24 protein-coding genes and 1 pseudogene are annotated in these 26897 nt (G+C 69.2%); 5 read left to right on the top strand and 20 right to left on the bottom strand.

Annotated features, from left to right (window positions below):
- Positions 1–41 precede the first annotated feature (41 nt).
- The 3 genes from D6718_11880 (at position 42) to D6718_11870 (ending at position 4128) form a co-directional block, all read left to right on the top strand.
- The gene (locus tag D6718_11880; protein ID RMG43576.1) at positions 42–983 is read left to right on the top strand and encodes a GGDEF domain-containing protein; all 942 of its coding nucleotides are present in this window, start codon (positions 42–44) and stop codon (positions 981–983) included.
- Entirely contained in the window at positions 980–1561 is a 582-nt protein-coding gene (locus tag D6718_11875; protein RMG43575.1) for a PilZ domain-containing protein, read from the top strand. Before D6718_11880 ends, D6718_11875 begins: the two co-directional genes overlap by 4 nt.
- A gap of 110 nt (positions 1562–1671) precedes the next feature.
- Complete coding sequence (locus D6718_11870; protein ID RMG43574.1) at positions 1672–4128, top strand: response regulator; 2457 nt, start codon at positions 1672–1674, stop codon at positions 4126–4128.
- 274 nt (positions 4129–4402) lie between these two features.
- Here the strand turns inward: D6718_11870 and D6718_11865 are convergent, their stop codons facing one another.
- From D6718_11865 to D6718_11800, 14 genes are all read right to left on the bottom strand, one after another.
- Positions 4403–5653 carry a Glu/Leu/Phe/Val dehydrogenase gene (locus D6718_11865; protein ID RMG43573.1) on the bottom strand — a complete coding sequence of 417 codons (1251 nt, stop codon included), beginning with the start codon at positions 5651–5653 and terminating at the stop codon, positions 4403–4405.
- A gap of 88 nt (positions 5654–5741) precedes the next feature.
- On the bottom strand, positions 5742–7250 hold the full coding sequence (locus tag D6718_11860; protein ID RMG43572.1) for an NADH-quinone oxidoreductase subunit N: 1509 nt from the start codon (positions 7248–7250) through the stop codon (positions 5742–5744).
- Positions 7250–9385 (bottom strand): NADH-quinone oxidoreductase subunit L, encoded by a 2136-nt coding sequence (locus D6718_11855; GenBank protein RMG43571.1) that lies wholly within the window; start codon positions 9383–9385, stop codon positions 7250–7252. Before D6718_11855 ends, D6718_11860 begins: the two co-directional genes overlap by 1 nt.
- A gap of 30 nt (positions 9386–9415) precedes the next feature.
- Complete coding sequence (gene nuoK, locus D6718_11850) at positions 9416–9739, bottom strand: NADH-quinone oxidoreductase subunit NuoK (GenBank protein ID RMG43570.1); 324 nt, start codon at positions 9737–9739, stop codon at positions 9416–9418.
- Between the two features lie 3 nt (positions 9740–9742).
- Positions 9743–10291 carry an NADH-quinone oxidoreductase subunit J gene (locus D6718_11845; protein ID RMG43569.1) on the bottom strand — a complete coding sequence of 183 codons (549 nt, stop codon included), beginning with the start codon at positions 10289–10291 and terminating at the stop codon, positions 9743–9745.
- Positions 10291–11265: an NADH-quinone oxidoreductase subunit NuoH gene (nuoH, locus tag D6718_11840; protein ID RMG43599.1), complete on the bottom strand. Its 975-nt coding sequence runs from the start codon at positions 11263–11265 to the stop codon at positions 10291–10293. The genes D6718_11845 and nuoH overlap by 1 nt, the downstream gene beginning before the upstream one ends.
- A 41-nt stretch (positions 11266–11306) precedes the next feature.
- Positions 11307–13001: an NADH-quinone oxidoreductase subunit G gene (locus tag D6718_11835; GenBank protein ID RMG43568.1), complete on the bottom strand. Its 1695-nt coding sequence runs from the start codon at positions 12999–13001 to the stop codon at positions 11307–11309.
- 88 nt (positions 13002–13089) lie between these two features.
- Positions 13090–14370: an NADH oxidoreductase (quinone) subunit F gene (gene nuoF / locus D6718_11830; GenBank protein RMG43567.1), complete on the bottom strand. Its 1281-nt coding sequence runs from the start codon at positions 14368–14370 to the stop codon at positions 13090–13092.
- Between the two features lie 51 nt (positions 14371–14421).
- Entirely contained in the window at positions 14422–14946 is a 525-nt protein-coding gene (gene nuoE / locus D6718_11825; GenBank protein RMG43566.1) for an NADH-quinone oxidoreductase subunit NuoE, read from the bottom strand.
- A 22-nt stretch (positions 14947–14968) separates the two neighbouring features.
- On the bottom strand, positions 14969–16111 hold the full coding sequence (gene nuoD / locus D6718_11820; protein RMG43598.1) for an NADH dehydrogenase (quinone) subunit D: 1143 nt from the start codon (positions 16109–16111) through the stop codon (positions 14969–14971).
- Positions 16112–16211: 100 nt separating this feature from the next.
- Positions 16212–16721: an NADH-quinone oxidoreductase subunit C gene (locus tag D6718_11815; GenBank protein RMG43565.1), complete on the bottom strand. Its 510-nt coding sequence runs from the start codon at positions 16719–16721 to the stop codon at positions 16212–16214.
- On the bottom strand, positions 16709–17086 hold the full coding sequence (locus D6718_11810; GenBank protein RMG43564.1) for an NADH-quinone oxidoreductase subunit A: 378 nt from the start codon (positions 17084–17086) through the stop codon (positions 16709–16711). The genes D6718_11815 and D6718_11810 overlap by 13 nt, the downstream gene beginning before the upstream one ends.
- Before the next feature lie 191 nt (positions 17087–17277).
- On the bottom strand, positions 17278–18540 hold the full coding sequence (locus D6718_11805) for a tetratricopeptide repeat protein (protein ID RMG43563.1): 1263 nt from the start codon (positions 18538–18540) through the stop codon (positions 17278–17280).
- 178 nt (positions 18541–18718) lie between these two features.
- Complete coding sequence (locus D6718_11800; GenBank protein ID RMG43562.1) at positions 18719–19030, bottom strand: energy transducer TonB; 312 nt, start codon at positions 19028–19030, stop codon at positions 18719–18721.
- A gap of 34 nt (positions 19031–19064) precedes the next feature.
- Here D6718_11800 and D6718_11795 point away from each other — a divergent pair.
- A pseudogene (locus D6718_11795) lies at positions 19065–19154 on the top strand (endoglucanase).
- A 340-nt stretch (positions 19155–19494) separates the two neighbouring features.
- Here the strand turns inward: D6718_11795 and D6718_11790 are convergent.
- The 6 genes from D6718_11790 to D6718_11765 all read right to left on the bottom strand — a co-directional run bounded on the left by D6718_11790 (position 19495) and on the right by D6718_11765 (position 25521).
- The gene (locus tag D6718_11790; protein RMG43561.1) at positions 19495–19989 is read right to left on the bottom strand and encodes a biopolymer transporter ExbD; all 495 of its coding nucleotides are present in this window, start codon (positions 19987–19989) and stop codon (positions 19495–19497) included.
- 62 nt (positions 19990–20051) lie between these two features.
- A complete protein-coding gene (locus tag D6718_11785) occupies positions 20052–20504 on the bottom strand; it encodes a biopolymer transporter ExbD (GenBank protein ID RMG43560.1) in 453 nt (150 codons plus the stop codon).
- 13 nt (positions 20505–20517) lie between these two features.
- Entirely contained in the window at positions 20518–21261 is a 744-nt protein-coding gene (locus D6718_11780) for a MotA/TolQ/ExbB proton channel family protein (GenBank protein RMG43559.1), read from the bottom strand.
- A 518-nt stretch (positions 21262–21779) separates the two neighbouring features.
- Entirely contained in the window at positions 21780–23345 is a 1566-nt protein-coding gene (locus D6718_11775) for a TolC family protein (protein RMG43558.1), read from the bottom strand.
- Positions 23342–24394, bottom strand: a complete 1053-nt coding sequence (locus tag D6718_11770; protein ID RMG43557.1) for an ABC transporter ATP-binding protein — start codon at positions 24392–24394, stop codon at positions 23342–23344. Before D6718_11770 ends, D6718_11775 begins: the two co-directional genes overlap by 4 nt.
- Positions 24391–25521 (bottom strand): ABC transporter ATP-binding protein, encoded by a 1131-nt coding sequence (locus tag D6718_11765; GenBank protein ID RMG43556.1) that lies wholly within the window; start codon positions 25519–25521, stop codon positions 24391–24393. The genes D6718_11770 and D6718_11765 overlap by 4 nt, the downstream gene beginning before the upstream one ends.
- Before the next feature lie 92 nt (positions 25522–25613).
- On the opposite strand from D6718_11765, the gene D6718_11760 reads away from it, so the two are divergent.
- Positions 25614–26897 (top strand): sodium:proton antiporter (locus tag D6718_11760; GenBank protein RMG43555.1); only part of this gene is annotated, 1284 nt, incomplete at its 3' end.

The raw sequence follows: 26897 nt of genomic DNA, 5'->3' as shown, positions 1-26897 counted from the left end.
TGGACATGCCCATGGAAGAGACACACCCAGCCCCGCCCGGCGTGCGGAAACCGCCCACCCGGGGCGCGCCGGGGCTGCTGCTGGACCTCGTCCGCTGCCTCGAGCCGGCCGATCTCGAAAAGTCGCTGCTGGAGGCGCTTCTCGAGCGGCTCCCCGGGGCCACGGCCCTGGTCTCGCTCCAGGGCAGGACGCCTCGCCCCTCCCGGATCGCCAGCGACCGGGGGGTCCACCGCTTCCCGGCGGGTGCACCGGTGCCGCCGCTCGTCGCGGTCCCGGTGATGGACCGGGGGGAGATGCTCGGCTGGGTCGGCTACGCCGACGACGAGGCGCTCGGAGACCGGCGGGATGCGGCGCTGGCGGCTCTCCGCGAGGTGGCGGAGGCCGCCGGCATCCCGGCGCGCAACGCCCGCCGCCACGCTGCAACGATGGAGCTGGCCCTGCGGGATCCCCTGACCGGCCTGTTCAACCGCCGGGCCTTCGAGGCGTTTCTGGACCGTGAGGTCCACGCCGCCCGCCGCTACCGGCGCCCCCTGGCCGTGCTGATGGTCGACCTCGACCGCTTCAAGGAGATCAACGACCGCCTCGGCCATGCAGCCGGCGACGAGGCGCTGCGCTGCTGCGCCCGGGCGGTGGAGAAGACGATCCGGCGGGCCGACGTCGCGGCCAGGCTCGGCGGCGACGAGTTCGCGATCCTGCTCCCGTGGACCACCGCGCGAAACGCCGTGCAGCTCGGCGGGCGCCTCCTGTCGGCGCTCGAGGAGGAGCCGCTGGAGCTGGCGGAGCCCCGCCCGGCGCGCCTCGTGGTGGGGGCGAGCCTGGGGGCGGCCGATCTCGAGCAGGCGGGCGGCCGCGCCTCCCGCTTGCTCGAGCTGGCCGATCTCGCGATGTTCGAAGCGAAGCGTGCCGGGGGCCGGCGGGTGGCGGGCGGACCTCCGCCCGCGGGGCCCCTCCCCCCGCCGCACCTCCCGGAGGACTCCCGATGACCACCCCCACCGTCCAGTCGCGCCGCTTCGCCCGGGTGGAACATCCCCTCCCCGTGCGCCTCCGGCCGCTCGACGAAACGGAGGCCGAGGAACTCGCCAAGCGGCTCTCCTGCACCCCCACCTACACGGAGCGTGTCCGGGCCGACGCCGCCGGCCATCCGGGGACGGAGGTCTCCTGGGAAAGGGCCGCCCTTTCGTCGGTGATCGAGAAGCTCGAGCGGCTCGAGCAGACCATCCAACGCATCGCCGCGGCATTGAGTGTCGACCTGGGCGACGGCGAGAACTGGATCTCCGGCGTCACCTCCGCCCTGTCCGGTTCGGGAGTCGGGCTGGTGGTTCCGTGCAAGCTCCCGCAGGGAACCCCCGTCGAGATCGAGCTGACGCTGGTGGGGGAGACGACGGCGACGGTCCGGGCGGTGGCGCGGATCGTCTCCGTGGTCCACCCCGACGGCGAGGCCCTGCCGGTCGGCCGCTACCATCTCGGCGCGGGGTTCGAGGGGATCAACGACGCCGACCGGGAGGCGATCGTCCGCTACACCTTCAAGCTCCAGCGGGCCAAGCTCCGCGAGCGGGCCTGAGCGGGCATCGCACCGTGAGCGCGACGGCACCGGGAGCCGGGGATCGCGAGTCGGCCGGCCGATCCGCGGCCGCCGCTCCGGGGGGGAGAGCGCCGCGCCTGAGCGGGACGGTGTGGCGCTACGCCGCCTACCTCGGCGCCGTGCTCGGTCTGGGGTTCCTGGTCGAGTCGGCGGTCATGGTGGCCCTGGCGCGCTTTCCGCTCCCCGCACGGTTCGGGCCGCTGCTCCCGCTGGTGGACGCCGGCCTGCTGGCGGCGCTGCTGGCGGCCCCCCTGTGGATTTTCGTCCTCCGGCCGATCGCGCGCGCGGAGGCGAGACTCCGAGACGCCCACCGGCGGCTGGCGGGCCTGCTGGACGCCCTGCCCGACGCCGTGCTCATGGTCGATCCGGACGGGCGGGTCAGCGGCGGGAACCGGTGCGCGCGGCGCCTCTTCGGCGGCCGCGGCGGCAGGATCGAGGGGATCCCCGTCCGCCGCCTGCTTCCCGGGCTGCCGCCCTGCGCCCGGGCCGGCCTGACGTGGACCGGTGAGGCGCGCCCCGGCGACGGGACCCTCGCCGGCGTGCCCGTCGAGGTTTCCTTGGCCCACGCCCCGCTGGCGGAACGGCCCACCCTGCTCGCGGTGGTGCGGAACCTGTCGGGGACCAAGAAGCTCGAATGGGAACTCCGCGTCCGCGCAGCGGCTCTCGAGGCCTCGGCGAACGCGGTGCTGATCGCGAACGCCGACGGCACGATCGAATGGGTCAACCGCGCCTTCACCGAGCTCACCGGATACAGCCGGGAGGAGGCGGTGGGCAGGACCCCGGCGATCCTGCGCTCCGGCCGTCACGATCCCGCTTTCTACGAGGATCTGTGGACAACTATTCTCTCGGGCCGCGTGTGGCGGGGCGAGATCGTCAACAGGAGGAAAGACGGGACGCTCTACACCGAGCAGATGACGATCACGCCCGTTCTCGACGACGAAGGCCGTCCGGCGCGCTTCATCGCCATCAAGCAGGACGTGACGGAGGAGAGGCGGAAGCGGGAGCAGCTCGAGCGGGCGCGCGAGGAGGCGGAAGCCGCGGCGCGCGCGAAGGCCGCTTTCCTGGCCAACATGAGCCACGAGATCCGGACGCCGCTGAACGCGGTGATCGGCCTGACCGACCTGCTCCTGCGGACGAAACTCGACCGGGAACAGGAGGAGTCGCTGGAGCTGATCCGAAGCAACGGCGAGACGCTTCTCGCGATCATCAACGACATCCTGGACCTGTCCAAGATCGAGGCCGGCCGGATGCCGGTGAACAAGGAGCCCTGCGACATCGTCGAGTGCGTCGAGGAGGTGCTGGCGATGCTCGCTGCCAGGGCGCAAGAGAACGGGGTCGAGGTGGTGCCGGTGGAGATCGCCGGCGAGGTCCCTCGCATCGTGTCGTGCGACCGGCTCCGGCTCCGGCAGATTCTGTTCAATCTCGTCGGCAACGCGGCGAAATTCACGCTCGAGGGGGAGATCGCGGTCCGCATCGGGCTCTTGCAGCGAGACCGTGCCTATCTGGAGTTCGCCGTCCAGGACACGGGGCTGGGGATCGCGAGGGAGCACCAGGAGGCGATCTTCGAGAGCTTTCGGCAGGCGGACGGCTCGATCGCCCACCGGTTCGGCGGCACCGGGCTGGGCCTCGCCATCTGCCGCCGGCTGGTGGACCTGTTGGGCGGGACGATCGGCGTCGAGAGCGCGCCGGGCCGGGGCTCGACCTTCCGCTTCACGATCCCGCTCGAACCGGCTCCGGATCAGCCCTCGCATCCAGTGGCCCCCAGCGCCCTCAAGGGGCTCGCCCTCCTCCTGGTCGAACCGCACTCCCGGAGCCGCAGCGTTCTCCAGCAGGAGCTTCTGCGGTGGGGGATGGCCGTGGAAGCCGTGGCCGGCCTGAACGAGGCGCACGATCGGCTGGCGAAAGGAGGCATCTACCCGCTGGTCCTCGCGGCCGCCCCGCCCCGCGGTGACGGCGGTGCTCTCCGGACGCTCGCCTCGCGGCTCCCCTCGGCCGAGAGCTTGATCGTCATGACCCCGAGAACCCGCCTGAGGGATCCGGAGCTGGCGGGTTTCACCCTCGTGGCGAAGCCGGTTCGCTTCGCACCGCTCGCGGCCCTGCTCGCGGCCCGCGTCGGCGGCTCCGCTCCCCCCCGACGGCGCTTGTTACCGGTCTCCGGGGGCAGCGATTCGCGCCGGCTGAAGGTTCTCGTGGCCGAGGACAACCCCGTCAACCGGAAGGTGGCGGTCAAGCTGCTCGAGCAACTGGGCCACCGGGCCGACACCGTGTGCGACGGAGCCGCCGCCGTCGAGGCCGCGCGCCGCGAGCGCTACGACGTCGTTCTGATGGACCTGCAGATGCCGAATATGGACGGCCTGGAGGCAGCGCGGCGCATCCGTGCCCTCGGCCTGCGCCCGCGGATCTACGCCCTCACCGCGCACGCACTCGACGAGGCCCGCCAGGCCTGCCTGGCCGCCGGCATGGACGGCGTCCTGCTCAAACCGATCGGGGTCGATGCGCTCGCCGAAGCGCTCGCCGCCCGCCCGGCCGTGGCCGCGGAGTCGTGACGCGGGCCCCGCTCGCTCCCGCGAAGGAGAGCTGCCCGGAGCGACTCCGCCACCGGATCGCTCCGGAGCCGGCCGCCGGTCCGCGAAGGCCGTAAAGGGTGGGGCGGCGCCGCAAGGTCGAGCCGCGGCGGCGCGCCGGTCGGTCCTCGCCGCGCGGCGACTCTCCGCCTGCGTGCGCCGACCTCGCGCGGGCCGCGCGCCCGGAGGGACTTCGTTCCGCAAGAGAAAGCGGCGGGGCGGCGCGTCCGGTGCGCCGCGCCGCCCCGTCCGACACTCAGACCCAACCGCGGAGCTTGCAGGCCTCCGCGACGCGGCGGACCGCCACCATGTAGGCGGCCAGCCGGGGATGGACCTCGTCCCGCTTCATCGTCTCGTACACGGCGTGGAAAGCCGTCGTCATCCGCGCGTCGAGACGCTTGTGCACGTCCTCGAGGGTCCAGTAGTAGTTGTACGTGTTCTGGACCTGCTCGAAGTAGGAAACGGTCACCCCGCCGGCGTTGGCCAGGAAATCGGGGAGGACCAGCTTCCCGTTGCGGTAGAGGATCTGGTCGGCCTCCGGAGTCGTCGGGCCGTTCGCCAGCTCGCAGATCAGGCGAGCCTTGATCCGGTCGGCATTCTTCTCGGTGATCTGGTTCTCGAGCGCCGCCGGATACAGGATGTCCACGTCGAGCTCGAGAAGCTCCTCGTTGGTGATCTCCTCGCCTTCCGGATAATCGGCCAGGGTCCCGTGGCGCAGCTTGTGATCGACGAGCTTCTTCGCGTCGAACCCGTCGGGCTTGTAGCGGGCGCACCGCGAATCGCTCGCCGCCACGAGCTTCCCACCGCCGAGCACCTCCTCGTGGAGCAGGGCGGCGAACTGGCCGGCATTGCCGAATCCCTGGATCGCGTACGTCGCCGTCGCCGGATCGAGGCCGATCTTCTTCGCAGCCTCGCGCACGACGTACAGGCCGCCGCGTGCCGTGGCATCCCCGCGACCCTGGGAGCCGCCCAGGGCGATCGGCTTTCCGGTGATCACGCCCGGATGGGACTCCCGCACGATCGTCTCGTACTCGTCCATCATCCAGGCCATGATCTGCGGGTTCGTGTAGACGTCGGGGGCGGGAACGTCCTTGTGGACCCCGAGGATCGGGCCGAGGGCCCGCACGTACGCGCGCGCCAGGTCCTCCTTCTCGCGCTCGCTCATCTCCTTCGGGTTGCAGATCACGCCGCCCTTGCCCCCTCCGAGCGGAATGTCGACGACGGCGGTCTTCCACGTCATCCACGCCGCGAGAGCGCGGACCGTGTCGATCGTCTCGTCCGGATGCCAGCGGATGCCGCCCTTCGCCGGACCCCGAGCCATGTTGTACTCGACGCGGAAGCCCTGGAAGACGCGGGTCGTGCCGTCGTCCATCCGGACGGGGAGGGTGAAGTGGTATTCCCGCTGCGGAACGCGCAGCAACGCGCGAGTCGCGTCGTCGAGACCCAGGCGGTCCGCAGCCTCGTCGAACTGCCTTTGCGCGATGTGGAACGGATTCAGGTCTGACATCGGTTTCTCCTCGGGCGGCGCTCGGCGGCGCCCCCGCCGGCACCGCCCCGCCGGCCGTGCGGCACGGCCGGTGCTGCCAGGGCGGAGGTCATGGCAAGAACACCAGGCTGTCCGGGATCCTCGTCAGCGGCTCCAGCACGAGGGCCGGGTAGACGCCCAGCAGGACCGTCCCCGCTGCGGCGACCGAGAGCGCGACGCCGGCGGGCAGAGGCACGCGGACGTCGACGGTCGACCCGGCGGCCGGATCCCGGAAGTACATCGCGACGATCACCTTGAGGTAGTACGCCGCGCCAATCACTGCCGTGAGGGCCATGATCCCCGCGAGCCAAGGGTGGCCCGATCTCAGTGCGGCGAGAAAGATGACGTATTTCCCGGTGAACCCGCCCATCGGCGGGATCCCGATCAGCGACAGCATGAAGACGGTCATCACGAGGGCGAGGACGGGATGGCTCCGGCCCAGTCCGGAGAAGTTCATCAGGTGATCGGCATCTTCGCCCTCCGTCTGGAAGAGCGACACGACCGCGAAAGCACCGACCGTCATGAAGGTGTAGGCGGCGAGGTAGAAGACCGTGTTGGCCACACCGACATCGATCGGCGCCATCACTCCCAGCAGGAGGTACCCGGCGTGCGCCACGCTGGAGTAGGCCAGGAGCCGCTTCACGCGGTCCTGGACGAGCGCCATGAGGTTGCCGACGATCATCGTGGCCACCGCCAGAACCGAAAGAGCCGCCGTCCAGCGGTCCGCCAGGTCCGCCGATCCCTGCAATCCCTCGTGCAGCAGCCTCAGCAGCACCCCGAAAGCGGCCGCCTTCGTTCCCGCCGCCATGAAGGCGGTGATCGGGGTCGGGGCGCCCTGGTAGACGTCCGGCGTCCAGAAGTGAAACGGCACGGCCCCGATCTTGAAGGCAAACGCCACGAGAACCAGCGCGGCGCCCGCCAACAACATTCCGTTTCCGAACGAGCCGAAGTTCAGCCGCCCGTCGGCGATCGCTGACGCCATCTCGCTCATGTCCAGAGACCCGGTGGCCCCGTAGAGCAGCGCGGTACCGTACACCAAGAATCCCGTGGCGAAGGCGCCCAGCAGGAAGTACTTCAGCGCGGCCTCGGTCCCGAGCGCGGTGTGCCGGGCCACCCCGGTCATCACGTACAGCGAGATCGAGAGGATCTCGAGGCCGAGAAACACCATGAGCAGGTTGTCGGTGCCCACCATCACCGTCATGCCGGAGACGGCGAAGAACATGAGCGGGTAGATCTCCGGACGGTGCGACTTGACCTTCTCCAGGTAGTTCGGAAGGACGAGCAACGCCAAGAGACCCGCCAAAGCGAAAAGGATGTCGAGCGAGAGGGAGAGCCTGTCGGCACGGACCATCGCCATCCCCGGCAGGCCGGCGGTCTCCCGCACGTCCCCGTAGTCGCCGATGTGCCAGAGCATGAAAGACGGGATGAGCAGGGCGAGCGACATCCCGGCGACGGAGAAGCCCCACAGCCACTGACGGTCCTGCCGGAGTGCAGGGGCGAACAGGAGGAGCAGCAGGCCGTAGGCCGCCGTCCAGAGGGTCGGCATCGCTGTCCACGCTTCGAAAAGCTGGTTTTCCATCAGCCGATCACCACCCAGAGCAGCATCACCGCTCCAGCGAGGAACCAGAGGGCGTAGTGCCTCACCACGCCTGTCTGGAAGAGCTTGATCACCTGACCCGAGAACTCGGCCACCGCGCCGGACAGATTCACCGCACCGTCCACGACGTTCCGGTCCATCGCGCTCATCGCGCGGGACAGCGCGTTGAACGGCTGGATGACCAGGCGGTCATAGAGCTCGTCCACGAACCACTTCCGGTGGAGAAGCCGGCGGAGATACTGCAACCGCCCGGCAAGCTCCTCGGCGCGCCTCATCCCGTCGCCGTAGGCCCAGGCCGCCAGCGCGAGGCCGAGCGCGAACACGCCGATGCCGAGCCCGAACAGGCCCCACTCCCCGGCGACGCTCGGGTGCCATGCCGCGCCCTCACGGAGCACCTCCGCCGGTCCCGCCCCCTCGTGCGCCGCCTCCCCCGCCTCCGCGACGATTCCCCGCGCCGCGACCACCGGGTGCAGAACGTGGTCGAACCAGTTGACGTCGTGCACCCCGACGAGCCTCGACACGCCCTCGGGGATGCCGAGGAAGCCGACGAGCGCGGCCCCGACCGCCAGCACCACGAGAACCGCCGTCATCACCCGCGGCGACTCCCCGAGCTGGCGCCGCACCCAATCCGGCGAGCGGTTCTCGCCGTGGAACGTCATCAGCAGGGCGCGGAACATGTAGAAGGACGTCAGAACGGCAGCCGCCGTACCCACCAGCCAAAGGGCCAGCGACCCTCGGGTTGATGTCAGCGTCCTCGCCAGGATCTCGTCCTTGGACATGAAGCCGGAGAGGAGCGGGAAGCCGGTGATCGCGAGCGTCGACACCAGGAAGGCGGCATAGGTGACGGGCATGAACCGCCTGAGGCCGCCGTACAGGCGCATGTCGTTCGTGTGTCCGCACTTCACGATGACCGATCCCGCCGCGAGGAAGAGGCAGGCCTTGAAGAAGGCGTGCGTGACCAGGTGGAAGATCGCCGCCGTGAACGCGCCCACGCCCGCGCCGAGGAACATGTACCCGAGCTGGGAAACGGTGCTGTAGGCGAGCACCTTCTTGATGTCGTACTGTGCGGTCCCGATGGTGGCCGCGAAAAGCGCGGTGAGGCAGCCCACGACCGCGACCACGAACATCGCCCCCGGCGCGTGCCAGTAGAGCGAAGACATCCGCGCCAGCATGTACACGCCCGCGGTCACCATCGTCGCCGCATGGATGAGGGCGGAGACAGGGGTCGGTCCGGCCATCGCGTCGGGCAACCACACGTAGAGCGGGATCTGCGCGCTCTTCCCGGTCGCTCCGATGAACAGAAGAACCCCGATTCCCGTCAGCAACGCCGACGCGTACCAGTAGTCGGAGTTCGAGTCGATGGCGCTGCTGATCGCGCCGAAATCGAGGGTGCCGAAGGTCACCAGCAGCAGCAGCCCGCCGAGCACGAAGGCGAAATCGCCGACGCGATTGGTGATGAATGCCTTCCGCCCCGCGTCGGCGCATGTCATGGCGGTTTCCGGGTCGAACATCCGGTCGTAGTAGAACGAGATGAGCAGGAAAGAGCAGAGTCCGACGCCCTCCCAACCGATGAACATGACCAGGAGGTTTCCACCCAGCACCAGCGTGAGCATCATGGCCATGAACAGGTTGAGGTAGGCGAAGAACCGGAAGTAGCCCTTCTCCCCCGCCATGTAGCCGATCGAGTAGATGTGGATCAACGTTCCCACGAACGTCACGACGAGCAGCATCACCGCGGAGAGAGCATCGAGCGAGAACGTCCATCCGATCGAGACGTCGGCCGCGCGGGCGCCGCCGGGTGCCCAGCCCCTGAGGAGCGTCTCCCCGAAGGGGAGCCATTCCGCGTAGGTCACCGTGAACCGCGCGGGCATCCCCTCCCCCGCCGGCTGGACCGCATACCGCTCCGGCTGCTCGGCGCCCAAGGATGCGACACGGTCGAGACCGCCCGAGAACTCCCACACCACTCCGGCGGACAGCACGAAGGACGCCGCCGAGGCCGCCACCGCTATCCGGTGCGCCCAGCGGTCGGGGAGCCGTCCCGCCGCGCCGAGGACGCCCACGATGGCGAAACCGGCAAGGGGCGCCAGCGGAATCAGCAGCAGGTAAGGCAGCAGCATCTCTCGTCCCCGCGGCGTCGGCCCGCCCCGCTACCAGCGGAGGAGTCGCGCCAGGTCGATATCGATCGAGCCCCGCAGCCGGAACAGCGCGATCACGATCGCCAACCCGACGGCGGCCTCAGCGGCGGCGATCGCCAGAACGAACATCGCGAAGACCTGCCCGTCGACGACTCCGGCCCCGCCGTCGCCCGGCAGCATCCGAGAAATCGCCACGAGGGCGAGGTTCCCGGCGTTCAGCATCAGTTCGATGCTCATCAGGATCACGATCGCGTTGCGGCGCGTCAGGACCCCGACGGCGCCGATTCCCAGGAGGAGAGCCGATAGCAACAAGGAGCCGGCCGCCGGTTCGATCATCGCTCAGCCCTCCAGCCGCCGCTTGGCGAGCAGCACGGCGCCGGCCATTGCCGCGACCAGCGCCAGCGAGATCACCTCGAACGGATAGAAGTAACGATTGAACAGAGCCTCCCCCACCTGGCGCGCCGAACCGAATCCGTCCGCTGCGGCACCGGACGGTCCGATATCGGTCGGCGGGAAGCCGGTCACCGCCCGTGCGATCAGCCCCACGAAGATCAGAATCAGCGCGAACGCCACCAGGCGCGGGAGCAGCCCCGGGCCTCCCCGACTCTCCGGTTCGAGGCGCAGCAGCATGATGACGAAGACGATCAGGACGACCACCGCCCCGGCATAGAGGAGAACCTGCAGGATCGCGAGGAACGGCGCGTGGAGCAGCGCGAACAGGCCCGCGATCGACATCAGGTGCAGCACGAGGAAAAGCGCCTCGATGACCGGATTCCGGTGGAGCACCACGGCGAGCGCCGTCGCCACCGCCACGAGGGCCAGCAACACGAACGGAACGCCCGCGGCCGAAGCCGCTGCGAGAGGCAACGCGTGCGCCAGCGCCAGCATCAGACCCACTCCATGTAAACGAGAAACGCCGCCCAGATCACGTTGACGAACCCGAGCGGGATGAGCATCTTCCAACCCAGCCGCAGCAGCTGGTCGAACCGGAACCGCGGCAACGTCCACCGAACCCAGACGAAGAGCCAGAGAAGGACGGCCACCTTGACGAGGAAAACGAGCATCTCCGCGACCGCGAGCAGGTTCCCCTGCAGGCCGAGGGGAACGCGGACGAACGCCGGGACCGAATAGCCGCCCAGATACAGGGTCGTGATCAGCCCCGAGATCGTGACCATCGCGATGTACTCCGCCATGAAGAACATCGAGAACTTCATCGACGAGTACTCGGTGTGGTAGCCGGCGACGAGCTCGGATTCGGCCTCCGGCAGGTCGAACGGCAGGCGGTTCGTCTCCGCGAAGCCGGCCACGACGAGCACCAGGAAGCCCAGGGGCATGTAGACGAGGTTCCACCACCCCTCGGCCTGGAGGCGGACGATCTCGACGGGGCGCAGGGACCGGCTCACGATGACGACCGCGATCACGGCCAGACCCAGCGCCAGCTCGTAGGAGATCATCTGGGACGAGGAGCGCAGCCCGCCGAGCTGCGAGTACTTGTTGTTCGACGCCCAGCCGCCCACGATGATCCCGTAGACGCCCAGGCTCGAGGCCGCGAGCAGGAAGAGCACGCCCACCTCGATGTCGGCGATGACGAGCGGAACGCGGAGGCCGCCCACCTGCAGAGCGCTCCCGAACGGGATGACCGCGAAACCGCACAGGGCCGCCGCGAGCGCGATCGCGGGGGCGGCGATGTAGGTGGGCCGATGGGTCATCGGCGAGACGATGTCTTCCTTGAAGAGGAACTTGATCCCGTCGGCCACGGGCTGGAGGAGGCCGAACGGCCCGACGCGGTTCGGCCCCAGGCGCCGCTGAATGAACGCCGAGCCGCGCCGCTCGACCCAGGTCATCGCCATCACCGCCACCATCAGCAGGTTGACGACGACGAAGACCTTCACGAAGCTCGCGATCACCACACCCACGGCGGCTTCCCCCTGGGGCTGGCGGGCAGCTCCCGCCAGCCGCGGGCCAGCATGTCGGCGGCGGCGCCGGTGACGCGGCAGGCGTGTGCGGCCGCGTCGGCGCCGGCCAGATCGGCCCCCGTCGAGCCCGGGAGATCGTCCCAGACGATCCCCGCGAACGCCGGCACGGTCTCCGAGATCAACGTGTGAACGCTGTCGTGCGCGGGAGCCGGATCCCCGGTGAGGTGCTCGTACAGATCGGCCAGCAGCATGTACGGTGGCCGGCAGTCGGCGTGCGGGGTGAGCCCTTTGGGCGCCGCCTGCACGCGGCCGGCGAAGTTGACGTAGGTCGCATCGTACTCGGCGAAAGCGGCCGACGGGAGCAGAAGCGTGGCTGCCTCGCTGAAACCGGAGCGGTGGGCGTCGATCACGATCCGGTTCGGCGCGCGCCGGAGCGCCTCCTCCGGGAGCACCTCCGGCTCGCCGTCCACGGGGCCCACGAGCCCCGGTCCGAGGGCGAGGACGGTCTCGAAGCGCCCGTCGCCGAGAGCTCCTCTCAGCTCGTCGATCGGCCTGGCTCCGCCGCAGAGCGCCTCGAGGAGGAGCTCGACGCCACGCCGGTTCGGGCTCTTGTCCGCTCGGATGAGCAGGTCGTCATCCTCCCCCCGCTCGTGCCGCGGGAGATACACGGGAGCGCCGCCGAGGGGTCCGGACGCGAGCCGCGCCAGCAGGAAGGTCTCCTCCAAACCCGCCCGCGGCGATGCGACGACCGCGACCCGCCCCGCGGAGCCGCGCAGGATCTCGGCCCCGGCTCGGACGGCCTCCGCCCACGGATCGGCTGCTTCCGCGGCCGGTCCGCGGACCCCCGACAGCCGGTTCGCCGCGGCTCGCTCCAGCCTGCGGCCCCATAGCCGGCCCTCGTCGCAGATCCACCAGCGATTGATCGCCTGGTTTTCCCGCGGGGTGATCCGGACGATCTGGTTCCGGAAAACCCCCAGGTGGACGGAGCAGCCGCGGGCACATCCGGGGCAGACCGAGGGAACGTCGCTGACGAAGTAGACCCGCGGCATGAAGCGGGTGTCCTTGATCGTCAGAGCGCCGACCGGGCAGACATCGGCGACGTTGCCCGAGTAGGGGTTCTCCAGCGGACGCCCCGGGAAAACGCCGATCTCCTCCTTGACTCCCCTGAGGAACATGCCGAGCTCACCGGTCCCCGTGACTTCCCGGCAGAACCGGATGCAGCGAGTGCACTTGATGCAGCGCTCCCAGTCGAAGACCACATGGGGGCCGAGGATCCTGCGCTTCGGCCCGTGTTCCTTTTCCTCGACGAACCGGGTGGTGGGGCGGCCCAGCTTGAACGAGTAGTCCTGCAGTTTGCACTCGCCGGCCTGGTCGCAGATGGGGCAGTCGAGCGGATGGTTGATGAGCAGGAACTCCATCACGGATTCCTGCCACTCCTTGACCTTCTCCGACGAGGCCTGTGTCCGCACGACCATTCCGTCGGTCACGACCGTGTTGCAGGCGATCGCCGGCTTCGGGAACTTCTCCACCTCGACGAGGCAGATCCGGCAGTTACCGGCGATCGACAATCCCGGGTGGTAGCAGTAGTGCGGGATAGGGATGCCGGCAGCATGCGCCGCCTGCATGATCGTCGTCCCCTCCGGGACCTCGAGCTCACGGCCGTCGATCGTGAACTTTGGCATCGGCAGCCTCGCAGCGGCTCAGCGCGGCTCTTCCGGCCGGCGATCGGTGGGCCACCTCGTCGCGGTCGCAGCGGTCATGGCAAGCCCCTCATGCCGTAGCGGTCATGCTTCGACCGTGCCGGATGTAGTGTTCGAACTCCTCGCGGAACTTGCTCACGAAGGACCGGCAGGGCATCGCCGCTGCATCCGCGAGCGGGCAAATGGTGGTGCCCATCATGTGTCCGGCGACCGAGTCGAGCAGGTCCAGATCCTCGGGACGGCCTCTCCCGCTCCGGATCCGGTGCAGGATCTTCAGCAGCCAGCCGGTCCCCTCGCGGCAAGGCGTGCACTGCCCGCAGCTTTCGTGGGCGTAGAAGTGGGCGATCCGCTCCATGACCGCGACCATGTCGGTGGTCTCGTCCATGACCATGGTGCCGGCCGAGCCGAGCATCGTGCCCGCCTTGGCCAGGGAATCGAAATCCATTCTCAGCCCCTGGCACTCCTCGGCCCGCAGCACCGGCACGGACGATCCCCCGGGGATCACCGCCTTGAGCTTCCGCCCCTCCCGGAGCATCCCGCCGCCGAACTCCTCGATCAGCTCGAGAAGCTCGATCCCCATCGGCGCCTCGTACACGCCAGGGCGCTTGACGTGCCCCGACAGGCAGTAGAGCTTGGGGCCGGTGTTGCGCTCGTCCGGGCCGATCGACTTGAACCAGTCGGCTCCCCGCTCGATGATCAGCGGCACGCAGCAGAGAGTCTCGACGTTGTTGACCGTCGTGGGCATGCCGTAGATGCCGTATTGGGCGGGGAACGGCGGCTTGAGCCGGGGGTTGCCGCGGCCGCCCTGCAGGGAGTCGAGCAGCGCGGTCTCCTCGCCGCAGATGTAGGCACCGGCGCCGCGATGGACGACGATGTCGCAGGACCATCCCGATCCGAAGATGTCCTGTCCGATGATCCCGGCTTCCCGCGCCTCCGCCGCCGCCTGCTCGAGACGCCGGGCGCCGAGGACGTACTCTCCGCGGATATAGATGAAGACCTTGCTCGACCGCACGGCCCTGGCTGCGATGAGGCAGCCCTCCAGGAGAAGGTGCGGGTCGTTTTCGATCAGGAGGCGGTCCTTGAACGTGCCGGGCTCCGATTCGTCCGCATTGCACACGAGGTAGTGGGGCCGATCGGGATGCGGCTCCTTCGGCATGAACGACCACTTCACGCCTGTCGGGAAACCGGCACCCCCGCGGCCCCGCAGACCGGAGGTCTTCACGGCGCCGACGATCTCGTCCGGCTCCATCCGGCACGCCTTCTCCAGCGCCCGGTAACCGCCGCGGGCGCGGTAGGTTTCCAGCCGGTGCGAGTCGGCGATGCCGACGTTCCGCGTCAGAACCTTCTCCATCTCCTCCCGTCCTCGGCCCGGCGGTGCCGCCGGAAGCCCGCGCGTCCCCGGCTAGTCCCCGACGAGGACGCGCTTCGGTCCTGGACCCGGCGGGAACGGCGGTTCCCGCCCGGCCGCGAGCGCGTCCAACAGGGCATCGACGCGCTCGATGTCCATGTCCTCGTAGTAGTCGTCGTTCACCTGCATCATCGGCGCCGTGCCGCACGAGCCCAGACACTCGACCGTGACGAGCGTGAACTTGCCGTCGGGTGTCGTCTCGCCCACCTCGATCCCGAGCCTGTTCTTGATGTGCTCGAGGACGTGATCGCAGCCCCTCAACATGCACGAGACCGTCGTGCACAGCTGGATGAGGTACTCGCCGCACGGCGCCGTCCTGTACATGGTGTAGAAGGTCGTCACACCGTGCACGAACGAGGGCGTCAGCCCGAGACGCCGGGCGATCCACTCCTCGGCGTCCGGGGGGATGAATCCCTTCTGCTCCTGGACGAGATGGAGAAGCGGCATCACCGCGCCGCGCGGCTGTGGGTAGCGCGCGACGATCTCTTCGGCCCGGCGCTCGAATTCCTGCCCGTACACGTCCCGCTCCCTGCCGTCCGCCTCAGCGGTCGACCTCTCCCATCACCGGGTCGAGGCTGCCGATGATTCCGACGACGTCCGGCACCATTTGTCCCACCGCGATCTTCTCGATCACCTGCAGGTTCACGAATGCGGCCGGCCGGATACGGCACCGGTAAGCCGAGTTCGCCCCGTCGCTGACGATGTAGAAACCGAGTTCCCCCTTAGGCGCCTCGATCGCATGGTAAACCTCGCCGACCGGGGGCTTGATTCCCTCTGTCAGGATGATGAAGTGGTGAATGAGGTCCTCCATCGATGTCAGGACCTTTTCCTTCGGAGGGAGCACGACCTTCGGGGCGTCGGCGTTGATCGGGCCCTCCGGCATGTTGTCCAGGGCCTGCTCGATGATCCTGACCGACTGCCGCATCTCTTCCATGCGGACGAGATAGCGATCGTAGACGTCACCGACCGTGCCGACGGGAATCTCGAAGTCGTACTGCTCGTAGCCGAGGTAGGGCTGTGCCTTGCGGAGATCCCACTCCACGCCCGATCCGCGCAACACCGGACCGGTGCAGCCGAAGGCGATCGCATCTTCGGCGCTCAGAACCCCGATGTCGCGGGTCCGCTCGACCCAGATGCGATTGCGCGTCAGCAGGCGTTCGCACTCATCGATCACCGGGACGACCTGTCGCGTGAACTCGCGCACCTCGTCGAGCCACCCCTCGGGCGTGTCGCGAGACATGCCGCCGATCCGCTGTGCCGAGGTGGTGAGCCTGGCGCCGGTCAGCTTCTCGTACAGGTCGTAGAGGATCTCGCGCTGCTGGAAGGTGTAGAAAAAGACCGTGGCGGCCCCGAGATCGAGGGCGTGGGTTCCCAGCCACAAGAGGTGCGCCGAGATCCGCGACATCTCGCAGAGAACCACCCGGAGGGCCTTGCACCGGGGAGGCACGTCCAGGCCCAGCAGCTTCTCGACCGCCAGGACGTACGCGACGTTGTTCGACGCCGGCGCAAGGTAGTCCATACGGTCGGTCCAGGTGATGAACTGCTGCCACGTCTTGTTCTCGGCGATCTTCTCGAAGCCACGGTGCAGGTAGCCGATATCGGCCTTGCAGCTTCGGACTTCCTCGCCCTCGAGTTCGAGCACGAGGCGGAGCACGCCGTGCGTCGAGGGGTGCGAGGGCCCCATGTTGATGGTGATGGTGCCCTCGCGGTCGCCGGCCGCCGACCCGTCGCGGAGTAGCGAATCGCTCACCGTTCACCTCCCGCAGCCTGAACCGCGCCGGCCCTCAGCATTTGAGCGGGAACTCCTTGCGCAGCGGCCAGCCCTCGTAATCCTCGGGCATCAGGATGCGCCGCAGATCGGGATGCCCCTCGAAGGTGACGCCGAACATGTCGTAGCACTCGCGCTCGAGCCAGTTCGCCGTGGGCCACAGGGCGACGACGCTCGGGACGGTGGGTGGATCGGGCACCCGGCACTTCACCCGGAGTCGCCGATTCCGGGACATCGAATAGAGGTGGTAGACGATGTCGAACGGCTCTTCGCGGGCCGGCCAGTGGACAGCCGTCACGTCGGTGAGGAAGTCGAAGTCGGTCTCCGGATCGTCGCGAAGAAAGGCGAGCACTTCGAACAGCTTTTCCCGGGCGACCACCACGGTCCGTTCCCCGCGGAAATCGCGGACCTCGAGCACGGCATCCGGGAATTCCTGGCGGAGTCTGTCCGCGGTCGGGCCGATGTCCCAGAACTCACCCTTTCCGGGATAGCTGTCGAACGCTCCGGACACCCTCAGCTCTCCCAATCCAGGGCGCCACGCGCCCACACGTAGACGAACCCGGCGATCACGATCGTCAGGAAGACCAGCATCTCCGCGAGGACGAAGCCGCGACCGACTTCGGCGGCGGCGTCGCCGAGCTGCAGCGCCCACGGATAGAGGAAAGCCGCCTCGATGTCGAAGACGATGAAGAGCATCGCGATGAGATAGAAGCCGACCGAGTAGCGGCGCCTCGCCGAGGTGAACGGCTTCTTGCCGCACTCGTAGGGGGTGACGTCCGTCAGACTGCCCGTGCGCGGCCGTCCGGCCACCCACGACACGACGATCATCCCCGCCGGCATCGCCACCGCGAGAACGGCGAGGAAGAGCAGACCCCAGGCGCTGTCGCTCATGCGGGAACGCCTCCGCGGCCTGAAGGGGCCGGCCGCACCCACCCTCCGCGCGCCGCCGGCTCGGACAGGGTCCGGGATGCTAGCAATCCGCCCGTCCGGCTGTCAACGAATCCGAGAGAGGGGAGAGGTTATACACGAAGGCGCCCCCCGGCCAACCGGCTCGGGGGGCGCGGACGGGGGATCCGCGGGCCTCAGGGGGCGCCGCCGCCCCCCTCCCCGCCGCTCTTCGCGTCCGGCTTGGATGTCCCGGCCTGGCCGGTACGGATCTTGTACTCCTCGATCCGCCGGCGTTCCTCCTCCTCCCGCCGGCGCTGCTCCTCGAGGGCCTTCTCGTAGGCGATCCGCTCCGCTTCCGCCCGGCGGTTCGTCTCCTCCGCCTCCCGGCCCTTCCGGGCGATCTCGAGCTGCTGGCGCGAGCTGGGGTTGTCCTTCAGCGACAGGGCTTTCGACGCAGCCGCCTCCGCGTCGTCCCAGCGGTGCATCTTGTTGTAGGCGAAGGCGATCTGGTTGTAGGCGAGATAGCTCTTCGGGTCGCACTCCGCGGCCTTCTTTCCCCACTCGAGCACCTTGTCCCATTTCTCCAGCTTGGGGTAGGCCTGGGCGATGTTGAGCATCGCCGTGCAGTTCTTCGGCTCCCGCGCCAGGACCGCCTCGAACTCGGCGATGGCCCCGGCGAAGTCGTCCGCGCCGAGCAGCGCGGCCCCGAGCAGTTCGTGCCCCTCCGTCGAATCCGGCTCGAGGGCGAGCAGGCGCCGCGCCGCCTCGGCCGCCTTCCGGTATTCGGCGGCCTTCTGCGCCTTGGCGGTGCTCTTCCGGGCCGATTCGAGGTGGGCCTGGGACAGCAGCTTGAGGGACCGCGCGTCGTCCTTCTTCAAGGCGATGGCCTGCTCCAGGGCCTTGACCGCGCACGCGTACTTGCCCACGGTGTAGCACACCCGGCCGAGCTCGGCGGCGACGGCGTAGTCCTTGCCGTCGTTCACCGCATTCAAGTCCTCGATCGCCCGGGCGTAGTCCTTCACCCGTGCCAGGGCCAGGCCGCGGAACTTCCTCAGAAGCCGCTTCTCGCGGTCCGTGGCGGCGAGGTCCTCGGCCCGGTCCAGGGTCACGACGACGTCGTCGTACTTCTTGAGCTGGAGCAGCGCTTGGGCGAGGTTCAGGTGGTAGGGGAACTTGCTGTTGTTGAGCTCGATGGCTTTCCGGTACTGCTGCTCCGCGTCCCGGTACTTGCGAAGCTGGAGGTAGCAGGTCCCGAGCATGAAATAGCCGTAGTCCCAGTCGGGAGCGTTGCTCAGGAGGGCCTCGAACTCGGCCGCCGCCTCCACGTACTTCTTTTGCCGGAAGTACGACATCGCCTGCTCGTAGTCCGCCAGCGCCGGCGGAACGGCGAGCGAGACGCAGAGGAGCGCGACGAGGGCTCCGACCACGACGGGAAGTCCGTTTCTGGCGTCTTTCACGGCTGCCTCCTGGGCTCGGCGCCGGCCCCGATCCCATGGCGGGGGCCCGGCTCCGTCTCCGCGCCGGACCGGTCGGGCGCGGGCGGCCTTACGACGCGGTGCGGCATTTCTTTTGTCGCACCGCGGCAGCGATTTGTCAAACGAAACATTACCGATTCGTAAGCCTTCGCCCTCGGCCTCACTGGAGCGTGAAGTTCACGGTGACCGTCAGGTAGACGTCCACGGGACGGCCGTTCTGCACGCCGGGGCGGTAGCGCCACTGCCGCACAGCGGCGATCGCCGCCTCGGTGAAACCGAGGTCCGGCATCGGGGCGCGCAGAACCTCGATGTCGCCCACCGTACCGTCCTTCCGGATCACCGCCCGGAGAATCACCTTCCCCTCGATCCTCGCCTTCCGGGCCAACTCCGGGTACTCCGGCTCGACTTTGGTCTCCGGGATCAGCTCGGGCGACGTCACCCCTCCGATGCCGGGCATCAGCGGCCCTGTCATCGGCGGCGGCTCCGGGTCCCCCAGGACGATCTCCACGTCGTCCGGAAGCGGCTCCGGCTCCGGCGGCGGCTCCGGCTCGATGATCGGCTCGGGCTCCTCCGGCGTGGGATCGGGGATCGGCACCTTCTTCGTGAGCTTCTTCTCGATCTTCTTCTTCGGCTGCTGCTTCGGAGGGGGCGGCGTGTACTTCCGGACGGTGAGAACCTTGCGATTGGCGGAGACCGCCGGCGGCTGGAACTTGATCTCGGGGAAGGTGATCATGAAGATCACCAGGTGGATCAGCCCGGCGATCAGCCAGAAGGGCCAGTTGTTCTTGAAACCGACGTCGGCGAACTCCTCGTGCAGGAAGATCTCGCTGACGAGCTCGCCCGAGCCTGCCCCGCCGGCGGCCGCCGGCGCCGGCCTGGGTGCCTGGCCCTGAGGGGGTGTCCGGTCCGTCATGGCGCTCTCCGTCCCCCTCCCGCTCAGCACTGCTGCTCGAACGGGTTGACCCCGAACAAGCGCTCGTACTCCCGGACCTCCGTCTGGGTCGGGATGGAGATGTTCGGGACCTTCTTCAGCCCGAGACCTCCTTTCTCCACCGGTTGCGTCGACTGCATCAGGACGTCGTAGACGTTGACCATCGCCTTGTAGGGCGCGTCGGGTCTAGTGTAGATGATGATCGGCTTGTCGGGCCAGCGCTCGAGCTTCGGAGCGATGTAGGGAAGAACCTCGTCCAGGGTCGCCGGCCGGCAATCCATCAGGAAGCTGCCGTCCTCCAGGACCTTGAAGAAGATCGCCTCCTCCTCCTCGACCGCCCGATTCTGCTGCTCCTCCTTCGGGAGCTTGAAATCGAGCCCCTTCGTGGCCGAGAAGACGGCCGTCACCATGAAGAAGATGATCAGGAGGAAGGCGATGTCGGCCATCGACGCCGACGAGATCTCCGCCTCCGGCCTTTTCACCTTGTCCCGTATCTCCACCGTCCTGCTCCGCGGCCTCAGTGGGGCCGTTCATGCCGCCACGACCGGCCGGCCTCGTCGGCTCAGGAGACGTCCTCGACGGTGCGCTGGTTGGTGAGGAGGATGATTTCCTCGACACCCGCCCGGCGCAACATGTCGATCACGTCGTCGATCATCTGATAGGGCGTGTCGCCTTCCGCCTTGATCACGAAGGGGCGCGTGGGGTCGACGCCGGCGACGCTGTTGACCTCGATCTCCATCTCCGACAGGTCGGCAACGGGGTGCGAAGTGCTCTTCCCGTCGGAGAACTTGTAGAGGTACTGCTGGCTGCCCTTCGGCTCCTCGTCGATGACGACGTAGGCCGATCCTTTCGGCACCTCCTCGCGGAACGACGACTTCGGCAGCTCGACGCGGCTCCGGTCCACGTGAAACTGCGTCGTCACCATGAAGAAGATGATCAGGAGGAAGGCGATATCGGCCATCGAGGCGGTCGGGATGAACGCCTCGATCTTCTTCGCCTTGTGCTTGAAAGCCATCTCGCCCGCCGCGTCACTTCCGGTTCTGCTCGTGAACCTCGAGCAAGATGTTGGCCGTCGTCTCCATCTCCCGGATGTAGCCGGCGATCTTCGTCATGTAGAAGTTGTAGAACGGCAGCATCATCACGGCGACGATCAGGCCGCCCGCCGTGGTGATCAGCGCGACCGAGATGCCCTTGGCGACCTTGCCGGGGTTGTTCAGCCCCTCCGCCGCGATCACGTCGAACGACATGATCATGCCGACGACGGTGCCGAGGAAGCCGAGAATGGGCGCGATGTTGGAGATCAGTGCGAGAATCCACACGCCGCGCTCGAGGCGGGCGATCTCGTGCAGCGCCGCGGTCTCCAGCAGCTTCTCCATCTCGTCGCGATTGGCGTCCCAGCGGAGAAGCGCCGTCTTGATGATCGCCGCCGAAGGACCCTTGTAGACGTCGCAGGCCTTGATCGCCTGATCGATGTCGCCGGCCTGCACGAGCCGGCGCACCTTGCCCACCAGCTCCGCCGTTCGCGTCTTGGCCCTCACGTACAGCGTGTAGCCGCGCTCGAGGACCACGACAAGCCCCAGAATCGACAGGCCCAGGAGCGGCCACATCACGATGCCGCCCTGGTTGAAGTAATAGACGAGCGTTCCGCCGAAACCGCCCACGTTGCCTCCTCGAAAGGGCCCGCCGCCTGCGCCGGGCAGCCCCGTCCGCATCCCGCGGGCGCTCCGGCCCGCCGGAAGAGCCGGCGCCCGCATCGCGATCCGCGGGGCCATCAGAGAGTCCCGAGAATCTGGGTCCGCTCCGCGCTGCCCGCCGATCCTGGGCGGGCCGCCGCGCGGGTGCGGCGCGCGCGGGCCTTCCGGCAGGCCGCAACGCGCACCTCTTTACACGAGCGCCGCGAGAATACGGGCGGCCCTGAGGGCTGTCAAGCCAGCGACGGGCGCCATCCCCACGCCCAGCGGGTCCTTCACCGCACCTCCGCCGTGCCCTCCCCGGACCGCCGCGGCGGCGCCCCGAGGGGCGCCGCTGCACCCGAAAAGCGCGGTGGAAGAGGACCGACGTGCGGAGGGGCGCCGCCACGCGGAAAAACGGAGGTGGGCGGCGGGGGGCGCCGCACGGGTCGCCGCTCCGGACAGAGCGTCGGGGAACGCCGGGGCGGTGTCCCCGGGGGCTCCGCCGCGGCTCGACGCGCGGGCTGAACGTCGCGGCGCCCGGAGGGGCGCAGCCCGCGAAGACCGTGGCAGGCGGCGGGCGAGCGGCCGCGGGCCGGCCGGAGCTTCCGGGGTGCGTATCAGGGAAGTTCGATCCCACGCGCCTCGAGGAGGGTGGCCTGCGCCCGCTCGAGATCGGTCAGCGCCTTGTTGTAGTCGATGATCGCGGCGATCTCCTGGCTCTCGGCGACCCGGAGGTCGTTCTGGAACTGGAGCACCTGGTAGGCGGTGGACAGCCCGTTCTCGTAGCGCTTCTGCTCCGCTTCCAGCTTCTCGCGCTGCAACTCCAGGTTGGCCCGCGCCGCCTGGACCTGGCGCGCCGCCGTCTCGACGCTCCTGACCGCCTGGCGCACCTCGACCCGGATCTGCTGGCGCGCCGCCTCGAGCCTGAGCCGGGCCTGCTCCACCGCCATCCGCGCGCGGGCATGGTCGGCGCGGGCCCGCCGGTTGCCGACCGGGAGGACGAAATTCAGGCTGACGGTCCAGTTGGTGTTGTCGAAGTCCTGGAGTTCCGAGAAGGAGTCGCTGCGGCCGCCGACCTCCGTGACCACCACGACGTTCCCGTCGATGATTCGCGGGACGAACTCGAAGTTGTTCCCGGTCACGGTGTAGTCGCCGTTGATCCGCAGGTCCGGCTTCAACTGGTTGCGGTAGAAGCGCTCTCCGAGCTCCTCGTTCCGGAGCGCCAGCCGGGCCTGGATGACCTCGAACCGCCGGTCCAGGGCGGTGCGGATCGCCGCCTCCGCGTCGACCGGCGCCGGCGAGAAGCCCGGCTCGTCCGTGGGCAGGATCTCCCGCTGCCAGTTCTCCGAGTCCTCCGGAACGCGGAGGAGAGCGCGCAGCACGTCCTCGGCGTCCCGCACCCGGTTCTCGGCGGCGATCACGTCCTGAACCCGGCTCGCCACCTCGGCTTTGGCCTGAGTGATATCGATCGGCGGCAGCGTCCCCACCTCGACGCGGATCTTGGTCTGCTCGAGGAAATCTTTCGCGAGATCGAGCGACGATTGCGCCACCTCGAGCTGCTTGCGGGTCCCGACCAGGTCCCAGTAGGCGTTTTCCACCTGCTGTACGGTGCGGATCACGAGATCCCGGAACTGCTCCTCCGAGATTTTCAGACTGTTCCGCGCCTGTTCGATCGAGGTCTTGTTGACCGACAGCCCGAGGTTCCGCAGCAGGGAATGCTGCATCGACAGGGTGAGCGAGGTCGAGAAGCTGCTCGGGACCGCCGGGATCTGCACGTTCCCGATCACCGGGAACGTCTGGGAGAACTCCCCGTGGCTGAGCTGCGCGGACCACTGGCCGCCGGTGCTGAGCGGATCGGTGTAGGTGAGCGTCACCGCCTTCACCGTCTGCGACTCGGGCGAGACGCTGCTGCGCGGCTCCTGCTGCTGTTCGTTCCACGTGACGCCGGCCGAGAACGAGGGATCGAAGGCGGACTGCGCGATCACGACCGACTCGCGGGCCCGCTCCGGCTCGATCCGGCCCACCGCCAGATCGAGGTTGTTCTCGAGCGCCATTTGCACCGCGTCGGCGAGCGAGAGACGCCACGGACCCTCGGTGCCGACCTCCGCCTGCGCTCCCGCGCCGCCGGCCAGAGTCCACGCGGCGGCGAGCGCCGCGGCCATCGTCCGATGCCATCGCTTCATTGGACTTCGCCCTCCTGCGCCGTCCGCTCGGCGGACGGCCCGCTCGTCGCCGGGCGCGCCACGGGCGGCGTCTCCGGCAGGGTCTCGGCGAGGTGGCAGGCCACCCGGTGGCCCGCGCCGATCTCCCTCAGCTCCGGGTCCCGGTCGCGGCAGGCCGCTTCGGCGTGGGGACACCGCGGGTGGAACCGGCATCCCGGCGGCAGGTCCACCGGGGACGGCATTTCCCCGGGGAGAGGCGCCCGGAGCCGCCGGGCCCTTTCGGGATCGGGGGGCGGCACCGCCGCGAACAGCGCTCTCGTGTAGGGGTGGCGCGGCGCCCGGAGCAGCGCCGCCGCCCGCGCCTCCTCGACGATCCGGCCGAGGTACATCACGGCGATCCGGTCGCAGAGATGCCCGATCAGCGCCAGGTCGTGGCTGATGAACAGGTAGGCCATCCGGTGCTTTTCCTGCAGCTCGAGGAGGAGGTTGACGATCTGGGCCTGGACCGAGACGTCGAGCGCGGAGACCGGCTCGTCGAGGACGACGAATTCGGGACGCACGGCAAGGGCCCGGGCGATCCCGATCCGCTGCCGCTGGCCGCCCGAAAACTCGTGCGGGTAACGGTCCAGCGCGCCGGCGTCCAGCCCGACCTCCTCCAGGAGCGCCACCACGCGCTCGGTGAGTTCGCGCCCCCGCGCCATTCCGTGGATCACGAGGGGCTCCCCGACCAGGCTCCTGACGCGCATCCGAGGATTGAGCGCGGTGGAGGCGTCCTGGAAAACGATCTGCAGCCGCCTCCGGAGGCGCCGCAGCTCCCGGGGCCGGAGCGCGAGCAGGTCGATCCCGTCGAAACGCACGGAACCCGCCGTCGGCTCGAGCAGCCGCAGCACCGCCCTGCCGAGGGTCGTCTTTCCCGACCCCGACTCCCCGACCAGCCCGACAATCTCCCCCCGGCCGACGTCGAGATCGACCCCATCGACCGCGCGCACGAGGGCGCGCGGTCCCCACCACCCTCCCTGCACGGGAAAGTGCTTGACGAGCCCGCGCACCTCGAGCAGGGGCGCCGTCACCGGCCCTCCCCTGCCCCGACCGGCTCGGCCAGCAGGCAGGCCACGGCGCGCTCGCCGCCGGCGGGTTCGAGGTCCGGGACCCGCTCGCGGCACCTCTCCTGGGCCAGCGGGCACCGCGGGTGGAAGGCGCACCCCGGCGGAAGATCGGCCAGGTCCGGCACCTGACCGGGGATCGCCGCCAGGCGGCCGCGGCGCCCCTCCGGCCGCGGCACGCTCGCCAGGAGCGCCCGCGTGTACGGGTGCCTCGGGTCGGTAAAGAGGTCGCGCACGCCGGCGCGCTCCACGATCCGGCCCGCGTACATCACCAGCACCCGGTCGCACAGGGCCGCCACGACGCCGAGATCGTGCGTCACGAGGAGCACTCCGAGGAGCCGGCCCTCCTCGACCAGCGAGCGGATGAGGTCGAGAATCCCCGCCTGGAGGGTGACGTCCAACGCGGTGGTCGGCTCGTCGGCGACGAGGACCTTCGGGCGCGCCGCGAGGGCCAGCGCGATCAGGGCCCGCTGCTTCATCCCGCCGGAGAACTGGTGCGGGTACTCGCGGGCCCTGCGCTCCGGGTCGGGGATGCCCACCCGTCGCAGCGCCTCGACGGCCTCCGCCCAGGCCTCGCTCCGGGGGACGTGCCGGTGCGCGCGGATGACGTCGACGATCTGCGTGCCCACCTTCAGTACGGGGTTCAGCGCGGCTCCCGGCTCCTGCGGCACGTAGGCGATCCCGGCGCCGCGGTAGCGACGGATTTCGCGCTCCGACAGCGAGAGGATCTCCGTCCCCTCGAGCCGGACCGCTCCGTCGACGACCCGGCCGGGAGGAGGAACGAGCCTCACGAGCCCCAGCGCGGTGGCGGTCTTGCCGCAGCCGGACTCGCCGACGAGGCCGACGACCTCGCCGCGGCCGACGGTGAAGGAGACCGCATCGGCGGCGCGGACGATCCGGCCCGCGCGCGGGAACTCCACGCGCAGACCCTCGACGGCCAACAACGGCTCCGCTCCCAAGGCGTCCGTCCCCGTCCGCCGGGCCTGCCGGCGGTCAGGCAAGGCTAACACCGCCCCGCTCCGGCGCACCCGCGTGGCGGGCGCCGGCGGTTCCGACCGCGCCGCGAACGGAGGGCGCCGGGCGCGGCCTCGCATCGCGGCGCGAACCAGTCTATACAATGCGCTCTTTCCGCCGCGTCGACCCGGCCCCCGGGAAGGCGTGACGGTCCGAAAGGAGGCCGCCTCCGATGCCCGCGAGACGCCCGTCCACGATCCTGGGCCCGCTCGCCGCGCTCCTGCTCTGTGGCGGGGCGCCCGCCTTGGCCGGCGAGGGCGCGGCGGCCGCCGAGGCCGCCACGCACCTGGGATCGAGGCTTCCTCTCTGGTCGGTCATACCGTTCGCGGGAATCCTCCTGTCGATCGCCGTGCTTCCGGTCGCCGCGACCCGCTTCTGGCACGACCACTACCCGAAGGTGGCGGCCATGTGGGCCCTCCTTCTGGCGGTGCCGTTCCTCCTGAGCTACCGGATGGAGGCGGTGCACGCGATCGTGCACATCTACCTCGTCGATTACGTGCCGTTCATCATCCTCTTGTGGGGTCTGTTCACCGTCGCCGGGGGCATCGTGGTGCGGGGCACCCCCCGGGGAACCCCGGCGGTCAACACGGTCCTCCTTGCCATCGGGACGGTGCTCGCTTCGCTGGTCGGCACCACGGGGGCGGCGATGCTCCTCATCCGGCCGATCCTCCGCGCGAACGCCCACCGGCGATCGCGGACCCACATCGTGGTCTTCTTCATCTTCCTGGTGGCGAACATCGGCGGCTCGCTCACTCCCCTGGGCGACCCGCCCCTGTTCCTCGGGTTCCTGCACTCCGTTCCCTTCTTCTGGACGCTGCTTCACATGCCGGGACCGTTGCTGATGGTGGCCGGCATCCTGCTGGCCTTCTTCTACGTGCTCGACAGGATGCTGGTTCAGCGGGAACTTCGTCAGGACGGCCCGCACCCGGCAGAGGGTCCGAAACGGCCTCTCGAGATCGCCGGCGCGCGGAATTTCATCCTCCTCGGCGGAATCGTCGGGGCGGTGCTCATGAGCGGGCTGTGGCACGCCGGCAGCGTGCACATTCTCGGCGTCGACCTCGCCTTCCAGGATCTGGCCCGTGACGTCATCATCGTGCTCTGCGGGCTGATCTCGCTGCTGACCACGAGCAAGGAGCTGCGCCGCGAGAACGATTTCACCTGGGGCCCGATCCGCGAGGTGGCCTACCTGTTCGCCGGCATCTTCATGACGATCGTGCCGGCGCTCGAGATCCTCAAGGCGGGCGAGGCGGGGGCGCTCGCCGGCCTCATCCGGACCTGCCGCGATCCGTGGCACTACTACTGGATCACCGGGACGCTCTCCTCGTTCCTCGACAACGCGCCCACCTACCTGACCTTCTTCAACACCGCCCTCGGGCGCTTCTACCCCGGCATGGAGGAGCACGCCGCCGTCGCCAACCTGATCGCGACGCACAACCACTATCTGCTCGCGATCTCG

The sequence above is a fragment of the Acidobacteriota bacterium genome (assembly GCA_003696075.1).
Lineage (GTDB): Bacteria > Acidobacteriota > Polarisedimenticolia > J045 > J045 > J045.
The sequence above is the reverse complement of the archived record's forward strand: the minus strand, read 5'-3'. Positions and strand labels throughout refer to the sequence as shown.

Coding starts and splice junctions, on each gene's coding strand:
- D6718_11875 (RMG43575.1), top strand. CDS start 980: ATGACCACCCCCACCGTCCAGTCGCGCCGCTTCGCCCGGGTGGAACAT.
- D6718_11865 (RMG43573.1), bottom strand. CDS start 5,653: ATGTCAGACCTGAATCCGTTCCACATCGCGCAAAGGCAGTTCGACGAG.
- D6718_11860 (RMG43572.1), bottom strand. CDS start 7,250: ATGGAAAACCAGCTTTTCGAAGCGTGGACAGCGATGCCGACCCTCTGG.
- D6718_11855 (RMG43571.1), bottom strand. CDS start 9,385: ATGCTGCTGCCTTACCTGCTGCTGATTCCGCTGGCGCCCCTTGCCGGT.
- nuoK (RMG43570.1), bottom strand. CDS start 9,739: ATGATCGAACCGGCGGCCGGCTCCTTGTTGCTATCGGCTCTCCTCCTG.
- D6718_11845 (RMG43569.1), bottom strand. CDS start 10,291: ATGCTGGCGCTGGCGCACGCGTTGCCTCTCGCAGCGGCTTCGGCCGCG.
- nuoH (RMG43599.1), bottom strand. CDS start 11,265: ATGGTGGCGGTGATGGCGATGACCTGGGTCGAGCGGCGCGGCTCGGCG.
- D6718_11835 (RMG43568.1), bottom strand. CDS start 13,001: ATGCCAAAGTTCACGATCGACGGCCGTGAGCTCGAGGTCCCGGAGGGG.
- nuoF (RMG43567.1), bottom strand. CDS start 14,370: ATGGAGAAGGTTCTGACGCGGAACGTCGGCATCGCCGACTCGCACCGG.
- nuoD (RMG43598.1), bottom strand. CDS start 16,111: ATGGGGCCCTCGCACCCCTCGACGCACGGCGTGCTCCGCCTCGTGCTC.
- D6718_11810 (RMG43564.1), bottom strand. CDS start 17,086: ATGAGCGACAGCGCCTGGGGTCTGCTCTTCCTCGCCGTTCTCGCGGTG.
- D6718_11800 (RMG43562.1), bottom strand. CDS start 19,030: ATGACAGGGCCGCTGATGCCCGGCATCGGAGGGGTGACGTCGCCCGAG.
- D6718_11785 (RMG43560.1), bottom strand. CDS start 20,504: ATGGCTTTCAAGCACAAGGCGAAGAAGATCGAGGCGTTCATCCCGACC.
- D6718_11780 (RMG43559.1), bottom strand. CDS start 21,261: ATGGCCCCGCGGATCGCGATGCGGGCGCCGGCTCTTCCGGCGGGCCGG.
- D6718_11775 (RMG43558.1), bottom strand. CDS start 23,345: ATGAAGCGATGGCATCGGACGATGGCCGCGGCGCTCGCCGCCGCGTGG.
- D6718_11765 (RMG43556.1), bottom strand. CDS start 25,521: ATGCGAGGCCGCGCCCGGCGCCCTCCGTTCGCGGCGCGGTCGGAACCG.